The sequence below is a fragment of the Telluria sp. ZB4P37 genome (genome assembly GCF_059685855.1).
This window is the reverse complement of sequence record NZ_JCASID010000001.1, coordinates 377,555-399,224: the sequence shown is the minus strand read 5'-3', so window position 1 is coordinate 399,224 and position 21,670 is coordinate 377,555. Positions and strand designations below refer to the sequence as shown.

Annotated in this window: 25 protein-coding genes and 1 tRNA gene; 14 read left to right on the top strand and 12 right to left on the bottom strand. The window is 65.5% G+C overall.

Annotated features, from left to right (window positions below):
• The first annotated feature begins 10 nt into the window (after positions 1–10).
• The 8 genes from AC56K1_RS02060 to AC56K1_RS02025 all read left to right on the top strand — a co-directional run bounded on the left by AC56K1_RS02060 (position 11) and on the right by AC56K1_RS02025 (position 4,868).
• On the top strand, positions 11–760 hold the full coding sequence (locus AC56K1_RS02060; protein ID WP_497156170.1) for an alpha/beta hydrolase: 750 nt from the start codon (positions 11–13) through the stop codon (positions 758–760).
• Between the two features lie 58 nt (positions 761–818).
• Positions 819–1,088: a BufA2 family periplasmic bufferin-type metallophore gene (bufA2, locus tag AC56K1_RS02055; protein WP_497156169.1), complete on the top strand. Its 270-nt coding sequence runs from the start codon at positions 819–821 to the stop codon at positions 1,086–1,088.
• A 62-nt stretch (positions 1,089–1,150) separates the two neighbouring features.
• A complete protein-coding gene (gene bufB, locus AC56K1_RS02050) occupies positions 1,151–1,999 on the top strand; it encodes an MNIO family bufferin maturase (RefSeq protein WP_497156168.1) in 849 nt (282 codons plus the stop codon).
• The gene (locus AC56K1_RS02045; RefSeq protein WP_497156167.1) at positions 1,999–2,778 is read left to right on the top strand and encodes an HvfC/BufC family peptide modification chaperone; all 780 of its coding nucleotides are present in this window, start codon (positions 1,999–2,001) and stop codon (positions 2,776–2,778) included. The genes bufB and AC56K1_RS02045 overlap by 1 nt, the downstream gene beginning before the upstream one ends.
• Entirely contained in the window at positions 2,775–3,755 is a 981-nt protein-coding gene (locus tag AC56K1_RS02040; protein ID WP_497156166.1) for an alpha/beta fold hydrolase, read from the top strand. The genes AC56K1_RS02045 and AC56K1_RS02040 overlap by 4 nt, the downstream gene beginning before the upstream one ends.
• A 74-nt stretch (positions 3,756–3,829) precedes the next feature.
• Entirely contained in the window at positions 3,830–3,973 is a 144-nt protein-coding gene (locus tag AC56K1_RS02035; RefSeq protein ID WP_497156165.1) for a hypothetical protein, read from the top strand.
• A gap of 8 nt (positions 3,974–3,981) precedes the next feature.
• The gene (locus AC56K1_RS02030; RefSeq protein WP_497156164.1) at positions 3,982–4,461 is read left to right on the top strand and encodes a DoxX family protein; all 480 of its coding nucleotides are present in this window, start codon (positions 3,982–3,984) and stop codon (positions 4,459–4,461) included.
• Positions 4,458–4,868 (top strand): hypothetical protein, encoded by a 411-nt coding sequence (locus tag AC56K1_RS02025; protein WP_497156163.1) that lies wholly within the window; start codon positions 4,458–4,460, stop codon positions 4,866–4,868. Before AC56K1_RS02030 ends, AC56K1_RS02025 begins: the two co-directional genes overlap by 4 nt.
• 155 nt (positions 4,869–5,023) lie before the next feature.
• Here the strand turns inward: AC56K1_RS02025 and AC56K1_RS02020 are convergent, their stop codons facing one another.
• Together AC56K1_RS02020 and AC56K1_RS02015 are read right to left on the bottom strand one after the other, a co-directional pair.
• Positions 5,024–6,103 (bottom strand): redoxin family protein, encoded by a 1,080-nt coding sequence (locus AC56K1_RS02020; protein WP_497156162.1) that lies wholly within the window; start codon positions 6,101–6,103, stop codon positions 5,024–5,026.
• Between the two features lie 21 nt (positions 6,104–6,124).
• Positions 6,125–6,541: a cupin domain-containing protein gene (locus AC56K1_RS02015; protein WP_497156161.1), complete on the bottom strand. Its 417-nt coding sequence runs from the start codon at positions 6,539–6,541 to the stop codon at positions 6,125–6,127.
• Between the two features lie 213 nt (positions 6,542–6,754).
• On the opposite strand from AC56K1_RS02015, the gene AC56K1_RS02010 reads away from it, so the two are divergent.
• A complete protein-coding gene (locus AC56K1_RS02010; protein ID WP_497156160.1) occupies positions 6,755–6,919 on the top strand; it encodes a hypothetical protein in 165 nt (54 codons plus the stop codon).
• Positions 6,920–6,938: 19 nt separating this feature from the next.
• On the opposite strand, the gene AC56K1_RS02005 is transcribed toward AC56K1_RS02010, so the two are convergent.
• Positions 6,939–8,870 (bottom strand): putative bifunctional diguanylate cyclase/phosphodiesterase, encoded by a 1,932-nt coding sequence (locus tag AC56K1_RS02005; protein ID WP_497156159.1) that lies wholly within the window; start codon positions 8,868–8,870, stop codon positions 6,939–6,941.
• A gap of 150 nt (positions 8,871–9,020) precedes the next feature.
• Here AC56K1_RS02005 and AC56K1_RS02000 point away from each other — a divergent pair, with 150 nt between their 5' ends.
• A complete protein-coding gene (locus tag AC56K1_RS02000; RefSeq protein ID WP_497156158.1) occupies positions 9,021–9,470 on the top strand; it encodes a DUF6130 family protein in 450 nt (149 codons plus the stop codon).
• Between the two features lie 16 nt (positions 9,471–9,486).
• Here the strand turns inward: AC56K1_RS02000 and AC56K1_RS01995 are convergent, their stop codons facing one another.
• From AC56K1_RS01995 to AC56K1_RS01980, 4 genes are all read right to left on the bottom strand, one after another.
• Positions 9,487–10,296: an SDR family NAD(P)-dependent oxidoreductase gene (locus AC56K1_RS01995; protein ID WP_497156157.1), complete on the bottom strand. Its 810-nt coding sequence runs from the start codon at positions 10,294–10,296 to the stop codon at positions 9,487–9,489.
• 10 nt (positions 10,297–10,306) lie between these two features.
• Positions 10,307–10,600: a winged helix DNA-binding protein gene (locus AC56K1_RS01990; protein ID WP_497156156.1), complete on the bottom strand. Its 294-nt coding sequence runs from the start codon at positions 10,598–10,600 to the stop codon at positions 10,307–10,309.
• A gap of 52 nt (positions 10,601–10,652) precedes the next feature.
• Positions 10,653–10,871: a tautomerase family protein gene (locus AC56K1_RS01985; protein ID WP_497156155.1), complete on the bottom strand. Its 219-nt coding sequence runs from the start codon at positions 10,869–10,871 to the stop codon at positions 10,653–10,655.
• Positions 10,872–11,092: 221 nt separating this feature from the next.
• The gene (locus AC56K1_RS01980) at positions 11,093–12,004 is read right to left on the bottom strand and encodes a LysR family transcriptional regulator (RefSeq protein ID WP_497156154.1); all 912 of its coding nucleotides are present in this window, start codon (positions 12,002–12,004) and stop codon (positions 11,093–11,095) included.
• Between the two features lie 235 nt (positions 12,005–12,239).
• Between AC56K1_RS01980 and AC56K1_RS01975 the strand changes: the two genes are divergently transcribed.
• On the top strand, positions 12,240–12,989 hold the full coding sequence (locus AC56K1_RS01975; RefSeq protein WP_497156153.1) for an SDR family NAD(P)-dependent oxidoreductase: 750 nt from the start codon (positions 12,240–12,242) through the stop codon (positions 12,987–12,989).
• Between the two features lie 25 nt (positions 12,990–13,014).
• Positions 13,015–13,671 (top strand): DsbA family protein, encoded by a 657-nt coding sequence (locus AC56K1_RS01970; protein WP_497156152.1) that lies wholly within the window; start codon positions 13,015–13,017, stop codon positions 13,669–13,671.
• A gap of 508 nt (positions 13,672–14,179) precedes the next feature.
• Here AC56K1_RS01970 and AC56K1_RS01965 read toward each other — a convergent pair.
• Positions 14,180–14,253: transfer RNA gene (locus tag AC56K1_RS01965), tRNA-Cys, on the bottom strand.
• A 645-nt stretch (positions 14,254–14,898) separates the two neighbouring features.
• Between AC56K1_RS01965 and AC56K1_RS01960 the strand changes: the two genes are divergently transcribed.
• Positions 14,899–15,195 (top strand): TolC family protein, encoded by a 297-nt coding sequence (locus AC56K1_RS01960; RefSeq protein ID WP_497156151.1) that lies wholly within the window; start codon positions 14,899–14,901, stop codon positions 15,193–15,195.
• Positions 15,196–15,280: 85 nt separating this feature from the next.
• On the opposite strand, the gene AC56K1_RS01955 is transcribed toward AC56K1_RS01960, so the two are convergent.
• A complete protein-coding gene (locus AC56K1_RS01955) occupies positions 15,281–16,030 on the bottom strand; it encodes an MBL fold metallo-hydrolase (protein ID WP_497156150.1) in 750 nt (249 codons plus the stop codon).
• Between the two features lie 222 nt (positions 16,031–16,252).
• On the opposite strand from AC56K1_RS01955, the gene AC56K1_RS01950 reads away from it, so the two are divergent.
• Complete coding sequence (locus tag AC56K1_RS01950) at positions 16,253–17,062, top strand: TlpA family protein disulfide reductase (protein ID WP_497156149.1); 810 nt, start codon at positions 16,253–16,255, stop codon at positions 17,060–17,062.
• Between the two features lie 14 nt (positions 17,063–17,076).
• Here AC56K1_RS01950 and AC56K1_RS01945 read toward each other — a convergent pair whose 3' ends face one another.
• The 3 genes from AC56K1_RS01945 to dsbD all read right to left on the bottom strand — a co-directional run bounded on the left by AC56K1_RS01945 (position 17,077) and on the right by dsbD (position 21,653).
• Positions 17,077–18,660, bottom strand: a complete 1,584-nt coding sequence (locus AC56K1_RS01945) for a methyl-accepting chemotaxis protein (RefSeq protein ID WP_497156148.1) — start codon at positions 18,658–18,660, stop codon at positions 17,077–17,079.
• Positions 18,661–18,973: 313 nt separating this feature from the next.
• A complete protein-coding gene (gene dsbG, locus AC56K1_RS01940; protein ID WP_497156147.1) occupies positions 18,974–19,801 on the bottom strand; it encodes a thiol:disulfide interchange protein DsbG in 828 nt (275 codons plus the stop codon).
• A gap of 25 nt (positions 19,802–19,826) precedes the next feature.
• Positions 19,827–21,653: a protein-disulfide reductase DsbD gene (gene dsbD, locus AC56K1_RS01935; protein ID WP_497156146.1), complete on the bottom strand. Its 1,827-nt coding sequence runs from the start codon at positions 21,651–21,653 to the stop codon at positions 19,827–19,829.
• Positions 21,654–21,670 lie beyond the last annotated feature (17 nt).

Sequence of the window (21,670 nt, the reverse complement as noted above, 5' to 3'; positions counted from 1 at the left end):
GGAAACCGCCATGAAATCCTTCGGACCCTTCCTGCTTGCCGCAGCCGCGCTGGCGCCCGCCCTGGTCCAGGCTGCGCCGGGCGACACCAGGAATATCGTCATCGTCCCCGGCGCCTTCATCGACGGCTCGAGCTGGCATGTTGTGCACGACATCCTCAAGAACAAGGGATACAAGGTGACGGTCGTCCCGGCCGCCCACGACTCTCTCGAAGCCGATATCGCGCTCACGCGGCGCGTGCTGTTCAACCAGTTCGGCAAGGTGGTGCTGGTCGGCGGTGGCTTCGGCGGCGCGGTAATCGGACACGCCGGCGGGGGCGCCAAGGTCAAGGCCCTGGTATACGTGGCCGCCCTGGTGCCGGAGGTCGGCGAGAACAGCGGCCAGCTGCTGGATGCGATCCCGGCCGCCGCGAGCGCCGCCAGGGCCGATTGGGCCGGCTATTACTGGGCCGACCGCGACGCCTTCCACCAGAACTTCGCAGCCGACCTGACGCCGAATCGGGCCGCTTTCCTGGCCGCGTCGCAGCCGCCGACTACCCTGGCCTTCTACTACGCGCCGGCCTACGAGGCCGTGTGGCGCCACAAGCCCAGCTACGCGATCGTCGCGACGAAGGACCGTTTCCTGCACCCGGATACGCAACGCATGATGTACCGCCGCGCGAACGCGAAGACCGTCGAGATCGCTTCCAGCCATGCGGTGCACATGTCGAACCCGGAAAAAGTGGCCGCACTGATCGAGCGGGCCGCGATCGACAACCTGTGAATTTTTTACGGCGCGCCCGCCGGGCACAGCCAACCACTCCCACCTCAAGGAAAACACCATGACTATTCGCACCTCATCCCGCGTCGGCAAAGCGGGCGCCGTCGCCCTGCTGGCACTGGCCGCCCTTGGCATGTCCAATCCGTCGATCTCGGCGGAAAAAGAAAAACCGGGCCGCTGCTACGGCATCAACAACTGCAAGGGCGAAAGCCTGTGCGCTACCGCCAAGAACGACTGCAAGGGCCTGAACGAATGCAAGGGCCAGGGCGTGGTGGTCAAGACGCCGACCGAGTGCAAGGCACTGGGCGGCACGCTGACCGAGAAGGAATAAGCAGGCGCTGTCCGTCCGGTTACCGGGCGGAGCGCCCCCAGGCACACTTTTGCGAGGCCTCCATGCCGGCATTTCCTTCCCCTCCCGTGTTCTCCGGTTTCGGCCTCGGGCTGCGCCGCGAACACTACCCGGACTTCCTGAGCAACCGCGTCGCGGTCGACTTCGTCGAAGTCATCTCCGAAAATTTCATGGTCGACGGCGGCCAGCCGCGCCACATCCTGCGCCAGGTGCGCGAACGCCATCCGGTGGTGCTGCACGGCGTGTCGATGTCGGTCGGCTCCAGTGACGGCCTGCGCCCGGCCTACCTGAAGCGCCTGCGCGCCCTGGTCGACGAGATCGAGCCGCTGTACGTGTCGGACCACCTGAGCTGGTCCCGCATCGACGGCTTCAACTCGCATGACCTGCTGCCGCTGCCTTATAGCGAAGAAGCGCTCCATGTGGTGTGCGCCAACATCGCGACGGCCCAGGATGCGCTGGGACGCAGCATGCTGTTCGAGAATCCGTCGAGCTACCTGCAATTTCCGGGCACGATGACGGAATGGGAATTCATCGCCGAGATGTGCAGGCGCACCGGCTGCGGCCTGCTGCTGGACGTGAACAACGTCTACGTCAGCGCCGTCAACCATGGCCTCGATCCGCTCGCCTTCATCGACGGCATCCCGGCCGCCAGCGTGCGCCAGATTCACCTGGCAGGGCACAGCCGCAATGGCGACCTGCTGGTAGATACCCACGACGCCCCGGTGCCCGACCCCGTATGGGTGCTGTACGCCGAGGCGCGGGCACGCTGCGGCCCGGTCGCCACCATGATCGAACGCGATGCGGACATCCCGCCACTGTCCGAGCTGCTGGCGGAGCTCGCGCTCGCGCGTGGCCTGGCACGCAAGCCGCTGCTGACAAGGGAGGCCGCGTGATGCTGGCCGACCTCCAACGCGACTTCCGCCTGTGGCTGGTCAGCGGCGCCGTGCATGCCGCGGCGCGCCTGCCGGCAGCGCACGGCGCCGGCCTGGCGGTCTACCAAAACACGTATCGCGCCCAGCTGGTGGGTTGCCTGGAGGCGTCCTATCCGCTGCTGCGGGTCCGCATGGGCGAGCAAGCCTTCCTGCATGCAGCGGTCAAGCACATCAATGCGTTTGCGCCGCACGACTGGACGCTCGACGCCTACGCCAACCACTTCGGCGCCACCCTCGAGACGCTGTTCCCCGACAACCCCGACCTGCACGAACTGGCCTGGATCGAACTTGCTCTCGGTTCCGCATTCGTCGCCGCCGATTCTGCAGCGCTCGGACCGGCGGAACTGGCCGGCGTCGACTGGGACAAGGCATGCCTGACACTGACCCCGAGCCTGCGCCTGGCGCGCGCCCGCACCAATGCAGCGCAGGTCTGGCGCGCCCTGTCGGACGGCGATGGCGCGGCCGCTGCGCCCGAGGCGCTCATGCTGCCCGAACCCGGGGCGCTGGTGGTCTGGCGCAGCGGCTACGTGTCCTGCCTGCGCAGCACCGACACCGTGGAGGCCGACGCCCTGGAGGCGCTCGCCGGGGACGGCAGCTTCGCCAGGCTGTGCGAGCTGATGGCTGAACGCCTGGGCGAGGAAGCGGGGATCGCCCGCGCCGGCGCCCTGCTGGCCGACTGGATCAGCGCCGGACTGGTGGCGAGCGCCGGTCTCGCATCGACATCGAGGAGCATGGAATGACCGATTCTTGCGCATCCCGGCGCGCCTTCCTGCGCTACACGGGCTGCCTCGCCGGCCTGTCCCTGCCTGCACTGCGCGCCCATGCCGGCGCCGGGCCCAGGGGCGGCGCCATGGTGGCCAGCGAACGCATTTCGACGGACGTGCTGGACATCGCCTATTTCGCCGCCGGTCCCGAACACGGGCGGCCAGTGGTGCTGGCGCACGACTTCGGCTACGGTATCGACAGCTTCGCCAGGACCGCGCCGCTGCTGGCGGCGGCCGGACTGCGGGTGCTGGTGCCGCAGTTGCGCGGCCATGGCGCTACAAGCTTCCACGACGGGGCGACGCCGCGCTCCGGCCAGCAGGCGGCGCTCGGCAAGGACCTGATCGACTTCATCGATGCGCTGCACATCCCTGAAGCCGTGTTCGCCGGCTTCGGCTGGGGCGCCCATGCGGTCCGGGCCGCGTCGAAGGTGCGCCCGACGCGCTGCGTCGGCCTGGTGCTGGCCGGCGCCGGACGCATCGATGAAGCGGGTCCGCTCGAACGCTACCTGTACGCCAGCGGCGCCGGCCGGCGCGCCCTCTCGGCGAAACGGCGCGCACTGGCACGCTCGGCCTGGCGGCGGCTTTCTCCGCATGCCCCGTTCGACGCGCCCATGTTCGGCCGGATCGCGTCCAGCCTGGACAATCCGGACTACGTGGCGGTCCTTGCGCACGCCTGGCTGTCGCGCCATGCGCCGGCGAATCCGGAGGCGGCAGCCGACCCGCGCTACGCCGCCCTGGAGAAGAAATTCACGCATCCGCCAGACACGTCCACTACGGCGATCACGCTGGCCGGCGGCGCCAGCGGCGCACCACCCGCACCCGCCATCACCTTTGGCGGCCCGCACATCCAGCGCGTCTTGCCCGGGGTGGGCCACCACCTGCCCTTCGAGGCGCCCCATGCCTTCGCCGATGCCGCATTGGAGCTGGTCCGCATCGGACGCTGGCGCACCTGAACACGCACCTGAACACGCACCCGCGGGCCCAAGCCCGGGCGGCCCGTACACCCCACCCACAAGGAAACTGACCCATGAGCAGCAAACTACCGACCCTCGCCCCCGTCCACACGATACGCGCCGACAGCTCCAGGCGCGGCATCAGTGGCCCCGGCCAGCCGATGCCGGACCCACTGGCCGGCATCGGCCACGTCGTCCGCCAGAAATACGCACCGTGACCCCGGCCATGCATACCATCGGTACGATTTCCCAACCCGCGGGTCTGGCCGGCAAGGCCTCTCGCCTGCTGCCTCCTTCACTCCTGCTACTGCTCGCACGCACCGCGGCCGCCTCGATCTTCTTCCTGTCCGGACGCACCAAGGTCGAAGGCCTGTTCACCATCAAGGATTCCACCTACCAGCTGTTCGAGTACGAGTACGCGCTCCCGCTGATTCCGCCAGACACTGCGGCCCAGTTGGCGACCGTTTCCGAACACCTGTTCCCCCTGCTGCTGCTGTTCGGCCTGTCCACCCGCCTGTCCGCGCTGGCCCTGCTGGCAATGACGGGCGTGATCCAGCTGTTCGTTTACCCGGCGGCCTGGCCCACCCACCTGAGCTGGGCGGCCTTGCTGCTGCCGCTGCTGGCGCGCGGGCCAGGCGCAATCTCGCTCGACCACGTGCTGCGGCCGGTGCCAGTGCCGGCGAACCAGCGCAGGAGTGCGCGATGAGCCAGCTACCGTTTATGCACCATGGCGTGCGCCGCAACATTGGCCGCAGCTGGACCGCCGGACTGGTAATGGCCATCTCCGGGCTGGCGCAGGCCGGGGAAGGGCTGTGCAGCGGCGGGCAGTGCGGCGCCACCGGCGTCTCTCCCGCTTTGCTGCGCAAGGCCGTGCGCGGCGCCGGGCCGGACGCGCCGCTAACGCCGCATCCCGGAACACCCCTGTTGCAGGCGGCGGGCGCCGCATCCGCTGCGGCCGCTGCGTGGGAGCGCCGCTTCCGCGCGGCGGAAGGGCGTGAAGCCTATGACTGCGCGCTGAGCTTCGGCGTCGGCGCCAGCCTGGGCGCCGAAAGCTTCATCGCCACACGCCTGCTCGGACGCACACGGGTCTGGCGCGACGGCGCCGACCGCTAGCAACGAAAAAAAACGGCGGCGATCCGCGATCGCCGCCGTTTCTCCGTGCGAGGCCGGCCTACTGGCCCAGTTCGCACAGCCCCGGATGATCATCCGGACACCCACCCGGGCAGGACTGCGCGTGTTCCAACCGCCTTCGGCCAGGCGGACCTGGATCAGCCGAAGGTGAAGGCATAGGCCTCGGCGCCGCGGTCGAGAAAACGGATCTCGAAGCGGCGCTGGCCTACCGCGCCGGTCTGGCGCACCAGCTGGTACAGGCGGGTGGCGTCGATCACGCCCTCGCCGGCGGCGTTGATGTCGCTGCCGTGGTCGGCGCCGGGCGGTTTGCCGTCGAGCGTGACCCGCACGCGGACCTTGGTCCCGGCCAGGCCCGGCCCAAGCACAAGGTGCAGGTCGCGCGCGCTGAACTGGTAGGCGATACCGGCGCCGGCATCGACCGCCTGCGCGCCCTCCGCGCCCACCGTCCAGCGGCCGGACAGTCCCCATCCATTCAGGCCCAGCCGGCCTACCGTATAGGACTGCGGCGCATCAGGGCGCATTCGCTCGGGCGAGCGGAAATTGAAGGCCTTGCGGTAGCCGACATAGGTTTCCTCGGATCCGACCTGGCTGGCGTTGGACGCCATATGCTCGGCGCCGGGCTTCGGATCCACCAGGCTGGTGTCTGCCAGGGGCGCGCCGCGGTTCTCGGCCAGCAGCGACTGGATGGCGCGCTCCATCTTCTCGTAATCGCCTTCGCCGAACTGGTGGTAGCGGATCCGTCCGGCGCCATCGACCAGGTAGTAAGCCGGCCAGTAGCGGTTGCCCCAGGCGCGCCAGATGTGGTGGCTGCTGTCGACCGCCACCGGGAAGTCGATGCCGAAGCGCCCTACCGCCGCGTTCACGTTCGTCAGGTCCTGCTCGAAACGGAACTCGGGCGTGTGCACGCCGACCACGGCCAGGCCCTGGTCGCGATACTTGTTCGCCCAGGCACGCGAATACGGCATGGCGCGGATGCAGTTGATGCACGAGTAGGTCCAGAAGTTGACCAGCACCACCTTGCCGCGCAGTTGCGCGGCGCCCAAGGGCGCGGAGTTGAGCCAGGTGGTGGCGCCGTCGAAGCCGGGGGCCGCCCCCTCGACCTGGAGGGTGCTGCGGCTGGCGGCGGCGCTGGCGTCCACGCTACCGCCCGCCGTCAGCGCGGCCAGGGCGCAGGCGGCGGCGAGCGCCCCGGCGAGCGCCGGGATGTGTCGTTTCATGTTGGGCTCCCTGCGCGGCGCTTAGTTCGCCGACTTGTCGAGGACCAGCACCGGCTTGCCCTTGTCGACTACATAGGTCGCCAGTTCCGACGCGATGCCGCCGCCGAGGTTGCGGGCCGAGTGGACGGCGCCAGCCGGAATGTACAAGGATTCGCCGGCCTTCAGGGCGATTTTCTTGCCGTTCATCTCATATTCGATCGTGCCCTCCAGCACGTAAGCGATTTCCACGCCCGGATGCGAATGCTTCGGGAAGGCCACGTGCGGCCCGAAGTCGACCTTCACCTGGATTGCCTCGCGGCCGCCGTCGAAGTCGTGGCGCACTGCTTCGGTGCGTCCGATGCCGTTGGCGTCGAGCTTCTGCGCCGTTGCCGCGGCCGGCCAAGCCGCAGCCGCCGCCAGTGCCAGCGCCATGGCGCCGCTGAGTCCGTATACTTTCATGTGAATTCCCCTTGTGAGTGCCGCTGCGCCGCGCCGGGATGGCTTCGTGGTCGTTTCAGAGGCAAACCCATTACACCGTGCGCCGGTGTCGGCGGCATGTCGGGATTGTGTCAGCCAAGCGATCGTATGTGTCCGCACGCCCTGTGGAAACAATCCGCAACAATCGCGCCCCTGCGCGCGCCCCGGAAATCGTGAATTCCCGCAAAGCGGTGAATGCCATGTTCACCCTCGAACGCAGCGTCCGGTCCCGATGCCGACTACGAGGAACCGGCGCGCCATTATTCGCCGAAAGAGATGACCGACCCCGGCTTGGCGATTGGCGCCATCGCCGTGTGGAACCGCATTGCGATCGGCTTTCGCAAGACGCCTGCGGCCTGACACGCAGCGCGTAGCGTATCTAGTTGATCCGCCACGCCGTCCTCCAGTCGGAAAACTGCGTTGCCGGCATGGGTTTTGCCACGAAATAGCCCTGTGCCATATCGCATCCTTGCGCTTCCAGGGAAGACCAGGCAGCCTGGTCCTCGACGCCTTCTGCGACGACACGCAGCCCGAGATGGTGCCCGAGGTCGATGGTGGCGTGAACGATGGCGCTCGACCCGCTGTTCACGCTCATCGGGCGCACGAAGGACTGGTCGATCTTGATCGCATTGATCGGGAAGCGTTGCAGGTAACTGAGGCTGGAGTAGCCGGTCCCGAAGTCGTCGATCCAGATCTCGAAGCCCATGTCTTTCAGCTTCACCAGGGATTGCATGGCGGTTTCCGGATCGTCCATCAGTGCGCTTTCAGTCAACTCGAACTGGATTGAATTTTCCGGAATCGCCAGTTCGCGGGCAAGATGCCGCATTCGCTCGATGAAGGCCGGGTCCTGGATATCGTGCGCGGACAGGTTGACGGACAGCGAAGACGGACAGCCGGCCCTGTTCCACTCGTGCACCTGGCGAAATGCGGTATGGACCATCCACTCGGTGACCACGGAGATCATGCCAGCCTGTTCGGCCAGGGGAATGAAGGTGGCGGGGCTGATCAGGCCACGCTCGGGGTCGCGCCAGCGGATCAGCGCTTCGGCACCGGACGGCTGGCAGGTCCGCATGTCGACCTTGGGCTGGCAGTACATGTCGAACTGCCCATGGTCGACCGCCCGGCGCAGCCTGCCCATCATCGCGAGGCGGTCGGCTATCTCCTGCTCGTGACCGGCGGGATAGACGGCGATTCCGGCCGCGGAGCGCTGCGCCAGGCGCATGGCCGCACTGGCGCGCCGCGCCAGGCTCTCGGCCGCCGTTGCATGGTCCGGGAACAGGGAAATCCCGGCCGCCAGGCGCGGAGCGATCAGCGCCGACGAGACTTCGACCGGCTCGGAACGGACCTCCAGGGCCGTGCGTGCATGGCGCAAGGCGGCATCGATGCCGGTGTCGTCGAGGATAATCGCAAACTCCCCTTCTCCCGGCATCACCACGGGCGTGCCCTGGGGCAGGCATGCCACCAGGCGCCCGGCCAGGACTTTCATGAGGCCTTCAACGGCGCCCAGTCCGAGCGCATTGCCGATCTCGTGAAATTTTTCGACACCGATATGCACGATGGCGAGCGCACGCCCGCTTTCGCGTGCCGCCTCGATCCGCTCGCGCAGCAGCTGGAACATGCCGGCCCTGTTGGGCAGGCCGGTCAGGCTATCGAACAGCGTCAGGCGCCGGATGGTTTCTTGCGCCTCCTCGTGCTTGCGCCGCAAACGCTGCGTATGGATCCCGAATGCCAGGTCGGCGGCGAGCTCGCCCAACAAGATGATTTCCTGCTCGTCGAAGGCATCCGGCTCGGCCGCCGCCATGAAGAGCGCGCCGATCACCCCCTCGTCGCATGCGAGCGGAAAGGCGGTCAGGGACCGGTAGCCACCTTGTTCGGCACGCTTTCGCAGCGCACCGTAGGCCGCATCCTGGAATACGGGGCCGGCAAGGACGTCGCGGCGCGTAAAAGTCTGTGCGGTGCGGATCGCGATCGCGGTGGCGTCCTGCCCCAGCGGCGTGTCGGCCCAGGTATATCCGGCCCCATTGAGCTCATGGACATCGATCGCGACGGCCCTGCCGCTCTCGCATCCCATCCATGTCATCCATTGCAGGCGCTTGGCCGGTCCGTGGTCGGCATAGATCACGCCGGCGCGCACATAACCTCCCTGTTCCACCGCCACAGCGCACATGTCGTGGAGCAACTGGAGCTCGTCGGTGGCGCGAAGCAGCGTCCGGTTGCTGGCACTGATCGTCCGGTGCGCGCGCAAGGCGCGCTGGAGCGAAAGACCGTCGCTGGCGGCGCCAGCCGCCTCCTTGCTCGGCGATTCAGACATACCGGCTCCATGACATGCGCAATCCGATAAATAAAGTATAGCCCCGAAAGTGCCGGCGTGACTCCTGCGGCTACTGGCCGGATGTGCTTGACAGGTGGAAGGCGGCGGACGATATTGAAGGGAGGCTGTCACTTCTCGAGAGGAAGCGTCATGTCAGGCTATTCCCGTGTATGCACCGGCTGCCTGTTAGCCCTTGCCTGCCATGGTGGCGCGATGGCGCAGGGCAGCCTTGCGCCGGCCGTCCTGCCGCTCGCGTCCGAACCCTCCGCCAGGCTGGCGGTCTACCCGCCCGTGCCTGAAGCCCTGGCACGCGGCGTCATCATCCTGCAATTCCGTACCGAGCACCTCCGCACCATGCCGGTGTTCGGGCCAAAGGCCGCAGAAGTATCGCCGCGCCTCGGGCACCTGCACGTCACGGTCGACCAGGGACCTGCGACCTGGGCCCATACCAGCGACGACCCCGTCATCGTCGTCGGCCTGCCGCCTGGCCTGCACAGGATCAGGCTGGAGCTGGCCGACCCGACCCACAGGATCCTGGGCGGCGAAACCGTCGAGGTGACGGTGCCGGACAGCGGACGCGCGAAGCCGCACGGCCGTTGAGCGGGCTTCCCGCCGCTCAGGCCGCAGCTGCCCGGGCGCGGTAGCGACTGGCGGGCGTGGAGGTCGACAGCTCTCCATGCATGGCCAGGCGCGCCGCCTCGAATGTCCTGTACTTGGCGTCGTCCTCGAGACCGGGAATGGTCACCAGCTCACCCTGGTCGAGGCCAGCCAGCGCCGCGTCGACCAGGTCGTCCGCGCGCATCACGATCTCCTGCGGCAGGTGCTCGACCGGCGTGCCCGCCGCGCTCCAGAAGTCGGTCGCGGTCGCGCCCGGCAGCACCGCCTGGACACGGACGCCTTTCGCTTGCAGTTCATGCTGAAGCGACTGGCTCAGGGCCAGCACGTAGGCTTTGCTGGCGCCGTAGACGCCGTTCAGGATCTCGGGGGCGATCGCGACGATCGACGCGATGTTAACGATGGTGCCCTGCCCGCGTGCGGCAAAGCCGGGCGCCGCCGCATAGGTCAGACGGGTCAGCGCGGTAACGTTCAGGGCGATCATCCCTTCCATCTTGTCGACGCCCGATGCCAACAGCGGCGCGGTGGCGCCGACCCCGGCGTTATTGACCAGCATGGTGATGCTGCTGTCTTCGCGCAGCAGGGTTTCAATGCGGCCGAGGTCCTCCGCATCGGTCAGGTCGGCGCTGATGGCGCGTACGGTGCGGCCGGTTTCGGCCTGCAGGCGCGCCGACAGTTCCAGCAGGCGCGCACCGTTGCGCGCGACCAGGACCAGGTCGTAGCCGCGTGCGGCCAGGCGTTGGGCGTACAGGGCGCCGATGCCGGTCGAGGCGCCGGTGATGACGGCGGTGCCGAGGGTGGATTGATGCATGTTGCTCTCCTTATATTTCGGTAAATGGGCGCCGCTTATGCGGGTATGCACATATCGCGAGGAAAAAATGCCGGGTTAATACGTGCTGCACGGCGCGCACGATGCTGGTTCGTTCCATTGCCAGCGCGTCGACCAGGTCGCGGTCAACAGCGGCGCCGGCCTCGTCGAGGTGGGCCAGCAGCGCGAACTGCGAGCGCGTCAGGTCGGCGGGCGCCAGGTGGTCCTCGTACAGCTTGGTGATGAGGCGCGCCGCCCTGCGCGAGGCGAAGCAGTTGCAGGAATCGAGTCGGAGCGTGGAAGCCATGGGCGAATCTGATATGTGTACCCACACATGGCAAGCTTCTTTTCCTCTTCGGCTAGCCGCCCTGTTGCTCGCGCTCGCGCTGGCGGCGCAGGGTCGTCATCTCGCCGCCGCGGCCCCAGTTGTCGGTATTGACTTCGTCGATGAGGACAAAGGTGGAATCGGGGTCCTTGCCGAGCACGTCGACCATGAGGTCGGTAGCGCCGGCGATGATGCGGGCCTTCTGTTCCCGGGTGACGCCTTCGTCGGTTACCTGTACGAGGATGTAGGGCATGATGAACTCCTTAGAATGCATGGTTGAATGATGGCGGTAAGCAATTACCCCGTGGACTTCGCCTGCGGAAGCATCCGCAGCGCGTCGTCCATGAACATCACTATAGGCAGCATCGCCAGAAGGAAAAAGATGGCGCTGAGAACATCAATCGATACATGGTGTAATGAATCCCCAGCGCGCCGCCGCGCGCGCTGCCTGGTCACATAAAGAGGAACAGCGGTTCAGGCGCGCAGGTGCTTGACCAGAAAATCGACGAATGCCCTGACCCGCGCCGACACGTGCCGGGCATGCGGGTAGATGAGGCAGAAGGGACGTGTCCGCCCGCCATGGTCGGCCAACACCTCGATCAGCTGGCCTCGCTGTAGGTCGGCCGCGACGACGAAGCGGTAGGTCTGGAACAGCCCGGCGCCAGCGCGCGCCAGCGTGACCGCGCCCAGGATGTCTTCCGCGCAGCCGTAACTGCCCGTAGTAGGCAGCTCGATATCCTCTTCCCCGTCGCGGAACAGCCAGGGAATATTGCGTCCGGTGCTGGGCAGGGCAAACTGGATGCAGTTGTGGACTCCCAGATCGTCGAGCCGGCGCGGCGTGCCGGCGCGCGCCAGGTAGCCCGGCGTCGCCACGACCACCAGCTCGGCATCCTCGAGCGGGCGCGAAATCATCGTGGAGTCGTCCGGCGCCCGTCCACGGATCGCCATGTCGAAGCCTTCCTCGACGAAGTCCACATTGCGGTTACTGAGGTGGAACTCGATTTTCACGTCGGGAAACAGCGCCGAGAATGCGGGAAGGATTGGCAGCACCCGGTAATGGCCGTAGGGCGTCGGCATGCTGATGCGCAGCAGGCCGGAAGGCGCGCTCTGGCGTCCCGTGACCAGGCGTTCGGCCTCGACCAGCTGGTTGAGCGCCTCGCGGCACTGCGTAAAGTAATCGCGTCCGGCCTCGGTCAGGTTCAGGGTGCGGGTGGTGCGCACGAACAGGCGCACGCCGAGGCGGGCTTCGAGGCGCGACACGGCGCGGCTCACCGCAGCCGGCGTCACGGCCGCTGCCGTTGCTGCCGCCGTGAAGCTGCCCAGTTCTGCAGCGGAACAGAACAGCTCGATGCTGCCCAGCAGGATGTCGTCGAATTGGCGGCTCACGGATGCATGGGGTAACAGTATGACAAGTGGGAATCATACTGGATTTTCCGGCGTGAAGCGGCAGCTCCCTGCTCCTTGCTCCGCCATGAGCTTCCCCCGCACTGACGGCCGACTCATTACATCATGTATCAATTCCTTTGAGTCAAACCCCATTTTTCCCCTCGCTGTGCAGAAGTACAGTTCCCCCATCGCAGCAAGATCGCTGTGCCAACCGAACCACCTCAAGGAGATTTTCATGAACGTCACTCAGAAAACCGTCATCGTCACCGGCGCATCCAGCGGCATCGGCTTCGCCATCGCAGAAGCCTACGTAGCACGCGGCTACAACGTGGTCGGCAATGCCCGCAGCCAGGAACGCCTTGACGAAGCCGCAGCCAAGCTCGGCAATCCGGCCAACTTCGTGACCGTGGCAGGTGACATTGCCCACCCGCAGACCGCCAAGGAACTGTTCTCGCATGCGATCGCAGCCTTCGGCCAGGTCGACATTCTGATCAACAATGCCGGCATCTTCATCGCCAAGCCGACCGCCGACTACACCGTCGAGGACGTGGATTCGATCGTTGCCACCAACCTGAAGGGCTTTTTCTACCCGTCGCAGCAGGCGGCCGTGCACATGGCCGGCCGCAAGCAAGGCCATATCGTCAACATCACCGCCAGCATCGGCATCCAGCCGAACGCCAAGGTCCCGGCCCTGCTGCCGGTCCTGATCAAGGGCGGGCTGAACCAGGCTACGCGCGCCCTCGCCCTCGAGCTCGCTCCGTCGAACGTGAAGGTCAACGCAGTGGCCCCCGGCATCATCCAGACCCCGCTGCACGGCGACTACGAAAGCGTACGCCCGTTCTACAACACCCTGGCGCCAAGCGGCACCACCGGCGTGGTGCAGGACGTGGTCGATGCGGTGATGTACATGACCGACTCCAGCTTCACCACCGGCACCGTGCTCGCAGTCGATGGCGGCGGCACCGCCGGCGTCTTCCAGGGTTGATTCCGAAACCCGACGGGAGAACGACATGAAACTCATCTATGTAGGCGATCCGATGTGCTCCTGGTGCTACGGCTTCGGCAAGGAGATGACCACACTGCTGGAACACCATACCCGCCTGGAACTGGAGATCGTGGTCGGCGGCGTGCGTGCCGGCGCCACCGACATCCTGGACGACGCAGGCAAGCGTTTCCGCCTCGAGCACTGGGAGCGGGTGCAGGCCAACAGCGGTTTGCCGTTCGACCGCGAAGCCTTCATGGCGCGCGAGAACTTCGTGTACGACACCGAGCCGGTCTGCCGTGCCGTCGTCACCGCACGTCGCATCGCTCCCGAGGCAAACCTGCTGGCCGTGTTCCGCGCCATGCAGCACGCCTTCTATGTCGACGGGCTCGACACGACCGACGGCCGGGTGCTGTCGGCCGTGGCAGTCGCCACACTGAAGGCCATCGGCCATGAGGTCGAGGCGGAGCGCTTCCATGCCGAATGGAGCTCGGAAGCGGCGATCGCCGAGACCCGCGCGGACTTCATGCGCGCGCGCAGGCTGGGCGTGCGCAGCTTTCCGAGCCTGCTGCTCGACACCGGCCAGGGCATCGTCGACGTCAGCGCCGGCTACGCGCATGCCCAGCTGCTGGACATTCGTCTGCGCGCGGTGATGGAGCAGTACGCCAACGCCAAGGCAGCGTAAGCCCGCGGTGTCCCCGGCCGCACATCCGGGGAACGCGAAAAAAAGGGCATGCTGGACATGACTCCCCCGAGTCGGCGGCGCGCAGGGCAGCACGCCGCCGTGGTCATTTGTACGAATGATCATTGCCGGTGACCGCTCCAGGCTGCGCCCCTGTCAGCGAATGCGCTTCCCTGGTGCCGGCCGCCCACATCAGCACGCTGTGGCGGTCGGTGTTTACCACGTGGCCCGATGCTTCTCAACGCCCTGCTGCGCCTGATCGATGGGGTGCCGCATCGTATGTTGATCTTGACGCTACCTCGCCTTGAGAGCGATAGGCCGCACGGCAACTCAATGACCACCCACTTCAAGCAACAGCTTGAGCGCGGCTGTACACAAGGTGAAAGGACGCTGCAGAACCCGCCGCGGCAATCAACATGGGTATGGGTAAAGCGGAAATGCAAATTGCCGGCATACGCCGGCAATTTGTTCAGTTTTGATTTCGATCAGGTCCCGATGCCTGGGTACGAGATGGAGGCGAGGACAGGAATCGAACCTGTCTCTCCGGCTTTGCAGGCCGTTGCATATCCGCTTTGCTACCTCGCCAGAACCTATTCTGCGCTGGCCCATCCAGCCGTCCATGTGCGGTATCAAATTCATATCGATATGCGGATAGAGGCGCGGGATGAGGCTGCCGCGGCAGGTCTGTGGAAACCCGACGGGAAAAACAAAAAGGGCCCCGGTCGGGGCCCTTTGCAATAGGATCTGGAGGCGAGGACGGGAGTCGAACCCGTCTAGACGGCTTTGCAGGCCGTTTTCTTATTAAAAAATTCAAGCACTTAATAGAAGACCGCACGGTTCACTGAGCCTGACAGATTTTCTGTGTGGAACGGGGTCATGAAATAATACCGAAAGGATTGTTCCATGACTGTTCAGTAAGCGTCGGCGAAGCGAGCAGGCGAACACCATGCAACTCCTAAAATGACATAACTTCTATAATGTCGAATCATGCGCAACTGTAGCCAGGTATTGACTGCAACTTGCATAAGCTGTGGCGGGCAGCGCCAGCAGTTGGCTGGGAAGGCTGGCGAGCGCCGGCACCGGAGCTTGGTCGTCCGCATCAGACTAGCTGCTGCCGGTGTCCGACAGGCGCGCACGACATGGCGGTTCCGCAGTACCGCAAGATTGTGCAGACCGCGCTTCGCGACGTGGTCGGCGTTTTTGCCGCACGCCGGGACCTTCGATGCGCACTTGGATGCACGGCGCAGCAACGTCGCGGCACAGCGGCGGCGCCTGCAACTTGCCGAGATGTCGTATCGCAGCGGCAGCAGCGACTATCTGGGCGTGCTCACCGCCAGAACGAACCTGTACAATGCCGAGATCGCGCTTATCGCCATACAGCAGCAGCGCCTGGCTGCGCTGGCGGGCTTGTACCGGGCGCTGGGTGGCGGATGGATCGAACGCAGCGGCGATTCGCCGCCCCACGCCGTCCCTGGCACGGACATTCCGCTCACGCAGGCACAGAAACACCCACGAACACCGGGTTGACCCTGCTTCTCGTCACCAGACTGCCACTTCATTCGTCGGTGTTTTCCGATGGCATGCATCGGTCGCCCGATCCTATATCGACGAACTATCCTTGCGGACTCTCAGTCATCTGCTGACAGTACTTGCTGAGATTCTCTGGCAGATCAGCCGGACACACGCCGCATTGCTTATTGCCGGGAACCGCATAATCGATAAATTTAGGGTATGGCAGGTTGAGCCCCGCCATGATTTGCCGGAACTCCTCGATCGAGCGTTCTGCACCAAGACGAGGGTTGCGCTCCTTCTCCTGCATGACCGAAGACACCCACCTTTTCTGATAATCGTGCGCCGGATAGACGAGCGTTTCATCGGGTAGTGCAAACAGCTTTCCCCGCACGCTGTGATAGAGCGCATCCGAATCGCCCTGCTGGAAGTCAGTGCGCCCGCAGGCTTCGATTAACAGGGCGTCGCCCGTGAAGACGCGGTCCCCGAGCACGTAGGCGAAATGCCCCGACGTATGGCCCGGCGTGTGCAGCGGCTGGAATTCCATGGAGCCCACCCTGAAAGGCGTCCCATCTTCCAGCTGAACATCCGCGCAGTCGACGCGTTCCGCTGCTGGCGCTGCAATTCTGCTGCCCACCTTGTTCTTCAGTTCCAGCGCACCCGTGATATGGTCGGCGTGGACATGGGTGTCGATGCTGTATGCAAGTGTCAGCCCCAGGCGCCGAAGCTCCTCCAGGTCACGATCGATGGTCACGATCACAGGATCGATCAGTACCGCTTGCCCGGTTTCCGGACAGCCGATCAGATAGGTGTAGGTGCTGGACAAGGGCTCAAAAAGCTGTCGGAAGATCATGCGGCCTCTCCTTCTGAAGACAAGGGCGCACGTGCCCTCGGTGCCCGCAGTATAGAAGACCGATGAGGTTTCCGGCGCGCGCTGCCGCCACGATACAGCCGCGTTCGATTGCTAATGCTGCATTAATCCGCGCGCTTTAGCATTCCCTGGCAAGCGGTCCCGAAGCCATGACATGGCCGCTGCATGACGGCCCAGCCGGGCTGTCCTTTCAGGAGCGCAGTGGTGGGCGAATTCGACGTAGGCAGTTGGGGATTACCGGCGCTGGCCATCCTCGCCAGCGCTGCAGTCAGCTGGTGGTACTGGCGCAGGCGTGGTTGGCACAGCTGGCCGGTAGTGTGGAAGACGATTCTGGGCGGCTTGGTCGCCGCCCGGATCACGTTCGTACTCCAGAACGCACCGGAGTATGCTGCCGAGCCGCTCTCGATCCTAAATTTCGGTGACGGTGGATTCTCGGACACGGCCGGCATCCTGGTGGCATTCATGCTGGGCGCGCACCTGACTGCCAGGACGAACACGCCGCGCCGACCGGTCCTCGCCGCGGTCCTGAGTGCAGGCGTAGTCTGGATCGGCGGCGCCATCGCCATGCTCGATTTCGGACCGCCCAGCACGCCAGTGCCGCTGGTCGAACTGCGGCGGCTCGACGGCACACCGGTGCAACTACGGACCCTGACGGACAAGCCGATGGTGGTCAACCTGTGGGCAACATGGTGCCCGCCGTGCCGGCGCGAGATGCCTACGCTGCAAGATGCCCAGAAGCGCCATCCCGGCATCACCTTCGTCTTCGTCAACGAAGGCGAGGACGCGGCGACGATCGGGGCGTACCTGGCGCAGCAAAAGCTGGATCTCGACAACGTACTGACCGATCGCGCCCGGGAGCTGGGCCGGCGTACCGGATCGTTTGCCATGCCAACGACGCTCTTCTATGGCAGGGATGGCCGCCTGTTCCTGCGCCACATGGGTGAACTCGACCGTGACGGCCTCGACAGGCGCCTGGAGATGCTCGCAGCACCTGCAACGGGGCGCAAGCGCTGACCCGCAGCGACCGACTAGCCCGCCATCGCTGGCAGTGCAAGACGGGGCCTATGCGAGCCGCCGCCGTCCAAACGCTGCGAATGTGTCGCCGGCTCCGAGGCGAGCTTGAAGGTGCTGACGACCGCCAGGAGCTCCTGCGCCTGCGCCTGCATCGAGTCGGCCGCCGCGGCCGCTTCCTCGACGAGCGCAGCATTCTGCTGGGTTACCTGGTCCATTTGTGCGATGGCCTGGTTGACCTGCGCGATCCCGGCACTCTGTTCCTGTCCGGCGAGCGTGATCTCGGCCATGATGTCGGTGACGCGCTTCACGCTGGCGACGACCTCGGTCATGGTATCACCCGCGACATTGACAAGCTTGCTACCCGCATCGACCTTGCCCACCGAATCGCCAATCAGCGCCTTGATCTCCTTGGCGGCTGCCGCGCTGCGCTGCGCCAGGTTCCGGACCTCGGATGCGACGACCGCGAAACCGCGTCCCTGCTCGCCCGCGCGAGCCGCTTCTACCGCCGCATTCAGCGCCAGGATATTGGTCTGGAATGCGATCCCGTCGATTACGCCGATGATGTCAGCGATGCGCTTGGCCGCCTCGTTGATCGCGCCCATGGTGCCGACTACCTCCTCGACCACCTGACCGCCCTTCAGCGCGACTTCCGACGCCGTCGTGGCCAGTTCGTTGGCATGTCGGACGCTCTCGGTGTTCTGTTGCACGGTGCTGGTGAGTTCCTCCATCGAGGCCGCGGTCTCCTCGAGCGAGCTGGCCTGCTCTTCGGTGCGCGCTGACAGGTCCAGGTTGCCCGCCGCGATCTCGCCTGACGCAGTCGTGATCGTGTCGGTACCGTCGCGTACCTTCTGCACCAGGGTCGCCAGGCTGCGCTGCATCTGGCGCATGGCGAACATCATGCTTGTCTGGTTGCGCTCGTCATCGAGGGCGATTTGCACGGTCAGGTCGCCGGCCGCGATCGAACCAGCGATGCTCGCGGCATAGTCCGGCTCGCCGCCAAGCTGGCGGGTAATACTGCGGGTGAGCCAGAACGCAACGGCGCCTCCGGCAACGATGGCGAACGCGGCAAGCCCCAGGCTCAGCGTGAACATCGTTCGGGTACGCGCGATCAGCTCGGTCTTGACCTGCTCTGCCGCCGTGTTTTTCTCCTTGAGGATCTTCAACAGCTCCGCACGCATCTGACGCCATACCGGGGTTTCTTCCGCATTCAGGATCGTTGCGCTGGAGGCGGCATCCGTCTTTACCAGTCCGACGATACGATCTTGTACCGCGGCGCGCTGCTGCTGAAGGTTTTCCAGCTTCGCCAGCGCCGTCTCCGCAGTGGCATCGTTTTTCGCAAGTGCACGGGCGGATTTCAGCGCATTGTCGAAGTCCTTGCGTGCACTCGTCAGATTCTTGTATCCGATTTCATTGTCGGGTGCGAGGATGACATTACGCAGCGCTTGTCCCATTTGCAGACCCTGTGCGTACATCGTGTTCGCCTCTCCCAGGAATGCCTGGTCCTGGTCGACAAAGCTGCCGAAGCGCGAGCTGGCCTCGCGCATCCCCGAAATTGCAACAGCCAGGGCGACCGCGAAGAATATAAAGACGATGGCCATGCATAAAGCCATCTTGTTTCGTAGATTCATTCGTTTCTCTCAGATATCTAGGTACACAGCAGTTACCGAAATTATCGATGGAAACGTATAATTCCACGAAGAAATAGTGAACGACGACTGGATTGTTTGTGGTGAAGTGATGCGGTCATACAACAAACCCCGGTCGATGCGGGAGAACGCCACCAGCCTGCGTCCTCTTCGGAGGAAGCGGGCTGGTTGATCGATGCACCGCCCTGCCACGAGCGCATGTTTGCCGGAGGAGTCAGTTCAAAAGGAGCCCTTCACCTGGGAGTTGCCGCGCGCCTGCTGCGGTTCATTTGAACTTGGCCAAAGCCGGATCAGTCACGGGTTGCTCCGGCAGGCCAGTGATCGACGGCAGCTCCGACAGTCGCGGCATCCCGCTCTTCACCTGGACCTTGCCCTGCTTGTCGCGCCAGACCACGCCCGGCGTGCCGGCAAGGCCGAAGCTCTCCATGATTTCTCCGTTCCTGCGAATCGCGGCGGCCACCGTCGGTTGGCGCTGCTCGGTCTTGCCGGCGTCCGGCTTCCACGGCTTGCCGTGGTTTTCCTCCATACGCCGGAACGCTGCGGTTTTGTCGGAAGCTGCCAGTACTTCGATCGCTTTCGGCATGCTGGTCGGGCCAAGCGTCGCGACCGGAATCCAGCGCACCTGCAGCCCTGCGGCTTCGTATGGCTGCACTGCTCGCCACATGAAGTGGCAATATGGGCAATTCGCGTCGACGAAGGCGTAGATGACACTCTTCGGATTCTTGGCGCTGCCCTCGGCGATGAATGCCGATTTCTCGAGCTGCGCGAATGCGGCTGCAAAATCCGGTTTGGGGATGTACATGTCTTCATGCTGGGCCGACAGGTTCTGCCCGCGCTCGTCGATCAGCGCTCCCGCTACCAGGGTCTTCCCGTCCGCCGTGGTGTACACCAGCGAATGACGTGCTCCCTGGGACAGCACCCAGCCCGTGAGCCCGGAGGCCGCCGGAAACTGCTTCACCACCTTCACGCCGGCGTCCACGGCGCGCGCTAGCGCCGGCGGGGTCTGCTGGGCGGCAAGGGCCCCCGTGTTGATGAGTGCTGCTGCGAGAGCGGCGATCACCGTGGCGGGAAGCGCTAGTTTGTAGGCCTGCATGTTGTCTCCAAAGTGGAAGTGTTATTCAAGGTTGGGTGCCCGTTTGCGCGGCCTCGGCCTTGCGCAGCGAAGCGAGGAAGGCGTCGGCATCCTCGTAGCCGATCACCCGGGTGCCGCCGAGTTCGCGGCCCTCAGGGCCGAAGAAAATGATCCCAGGCGGCCCGAACAGGCCGAAGCGCTTGAGCAGGGCCTGGTCGGCCGCATTGTTGGCGGTGACGTCGGCCTGGAGGAGGAGCATCTGGCCGAAGCGTTCCTGCACTCGCGGATCGGAGAAGGTGAAACGCTCCATCTCCTTGCAGGACACGCACCAGTCCGCGTAGAAGTCGAGCATGACGGTCTTGCCGGGACTCCTGGCCAGGGTGGCGTCGAGCTCCTCGACCGAACGGACGCGCTGGAACGGAGTCTCTCCATGCGCCTCGGCCGTAGCGAACGGCGCCAATGGATCGCTGCCGCCGGCGGCCAGCCCTGCCAGCTGCGTCAGGCCGAGCACCCCCGCGACCAGGCCGGCGGCTACCGCCAACGGCCGGCGCGGTCGTGGCAGCAGCAGCGACACCGCATAGCCGGCGCTCAGCAGGCCCCATCCCAGCATCAGGGCCCGCGACGGCAGGACCGGCGCGGCAATCCATAAGGCGGTGCCCAGCATCAGCACGCCAAAGAAGCGCTTGACGCCGACCATCCAGGCCCCGGCGCGCGGCAGCAGGGTGCCCGCCGAGGCGCCGACTAGCAGCAGCGGCACGCTCATTCCGCCGGCCATCGCGAACAATGCGCTGCCCCCGATCAAGGCGTCCTTGGTCTGGCTGATGTACACGAGCGCACCTGCCAGCGGCGCGGCGACGCAGGGACCGACGATCAGTGCCGAAATGGCTCCCATCGCGAACACCCCCGCGTGGGTGCCCGCCCCCTGCCGGTTGGACGCTCCCGCCAGGCGCGACTGGATCGCCGCCGGCATCTGCAGCTCGAACACGCCGAACATCGGTAGGGCCAGCACGACCATCATCAGGGCGAACGCGCCAAGCACCCAGGCGTTCTGCAGTGCCGCCGCCAGTCCTTCGCCCGCCAGGCCCGCCGCCACGCCCATCGCGGTGTACACGATCGCCATGCCGAGCGAATACGACACCGACAGGGCAAGCCCCCGCAAGCGCGATGCGAAACCCTTGTCGCCGACGATGATCGAGGAGAGGATCGGCAGCATCGGCAGCACGCACGGCGTGAACGACAGGCCCAGGCCCAGCAGCAGGAACATCGGGACGATGACTGCCAGTTCGCGGCTGCTCAAGGCCCGTTCGATGCGTCCGCTATCGCTGTCATCCGTCAGGGTACCGCCCGGCGCGGCAGCTGCCGCCTGCGGGTTTGCCTGCGGCGCAGCAGCGTTCAAGGTTAGCCCGGATGGCGCGGCGGCCGCCAGTACCGCGGTCGATGCCATCGGCGGGTAGCACAAGCCCTTGTCGGAGCAGCCCTGGGAGGTGGTCTTCAGCGTGAAACTTCCCTTCCCGTCCACGGGAAGACGCACCTTGACGATGCCGCGGTAGGTTTCCATCTCCTTCTGGAAGGTCTCGTCGAAATGCTTCTCGCCAGCCGGGAACACAGGCTGTCCAAGCAGGGTCTGCCCGGCTTCGAATGCGAAGCGCTCGCGGTACATGTAATAGCCGGGCGCAATGTCGAAGCGCACTTCAGCGGTCCGTCCATCGACCATGTAGGCGGCGAAGCGGAATGCCTGCTCGGGCGGCAGGAAATCGTCGTCAGCTGCCGCCGCGTTGCCGGATGCTGCAAGCAGCACCGCGGCAAGCGGAACCAGCAGCAGCGCAAGCAGCCACCGGCCCATTCCGGATACCGTCCGTGATAAGAAGACCATACGCTTTTCTCCTGTCG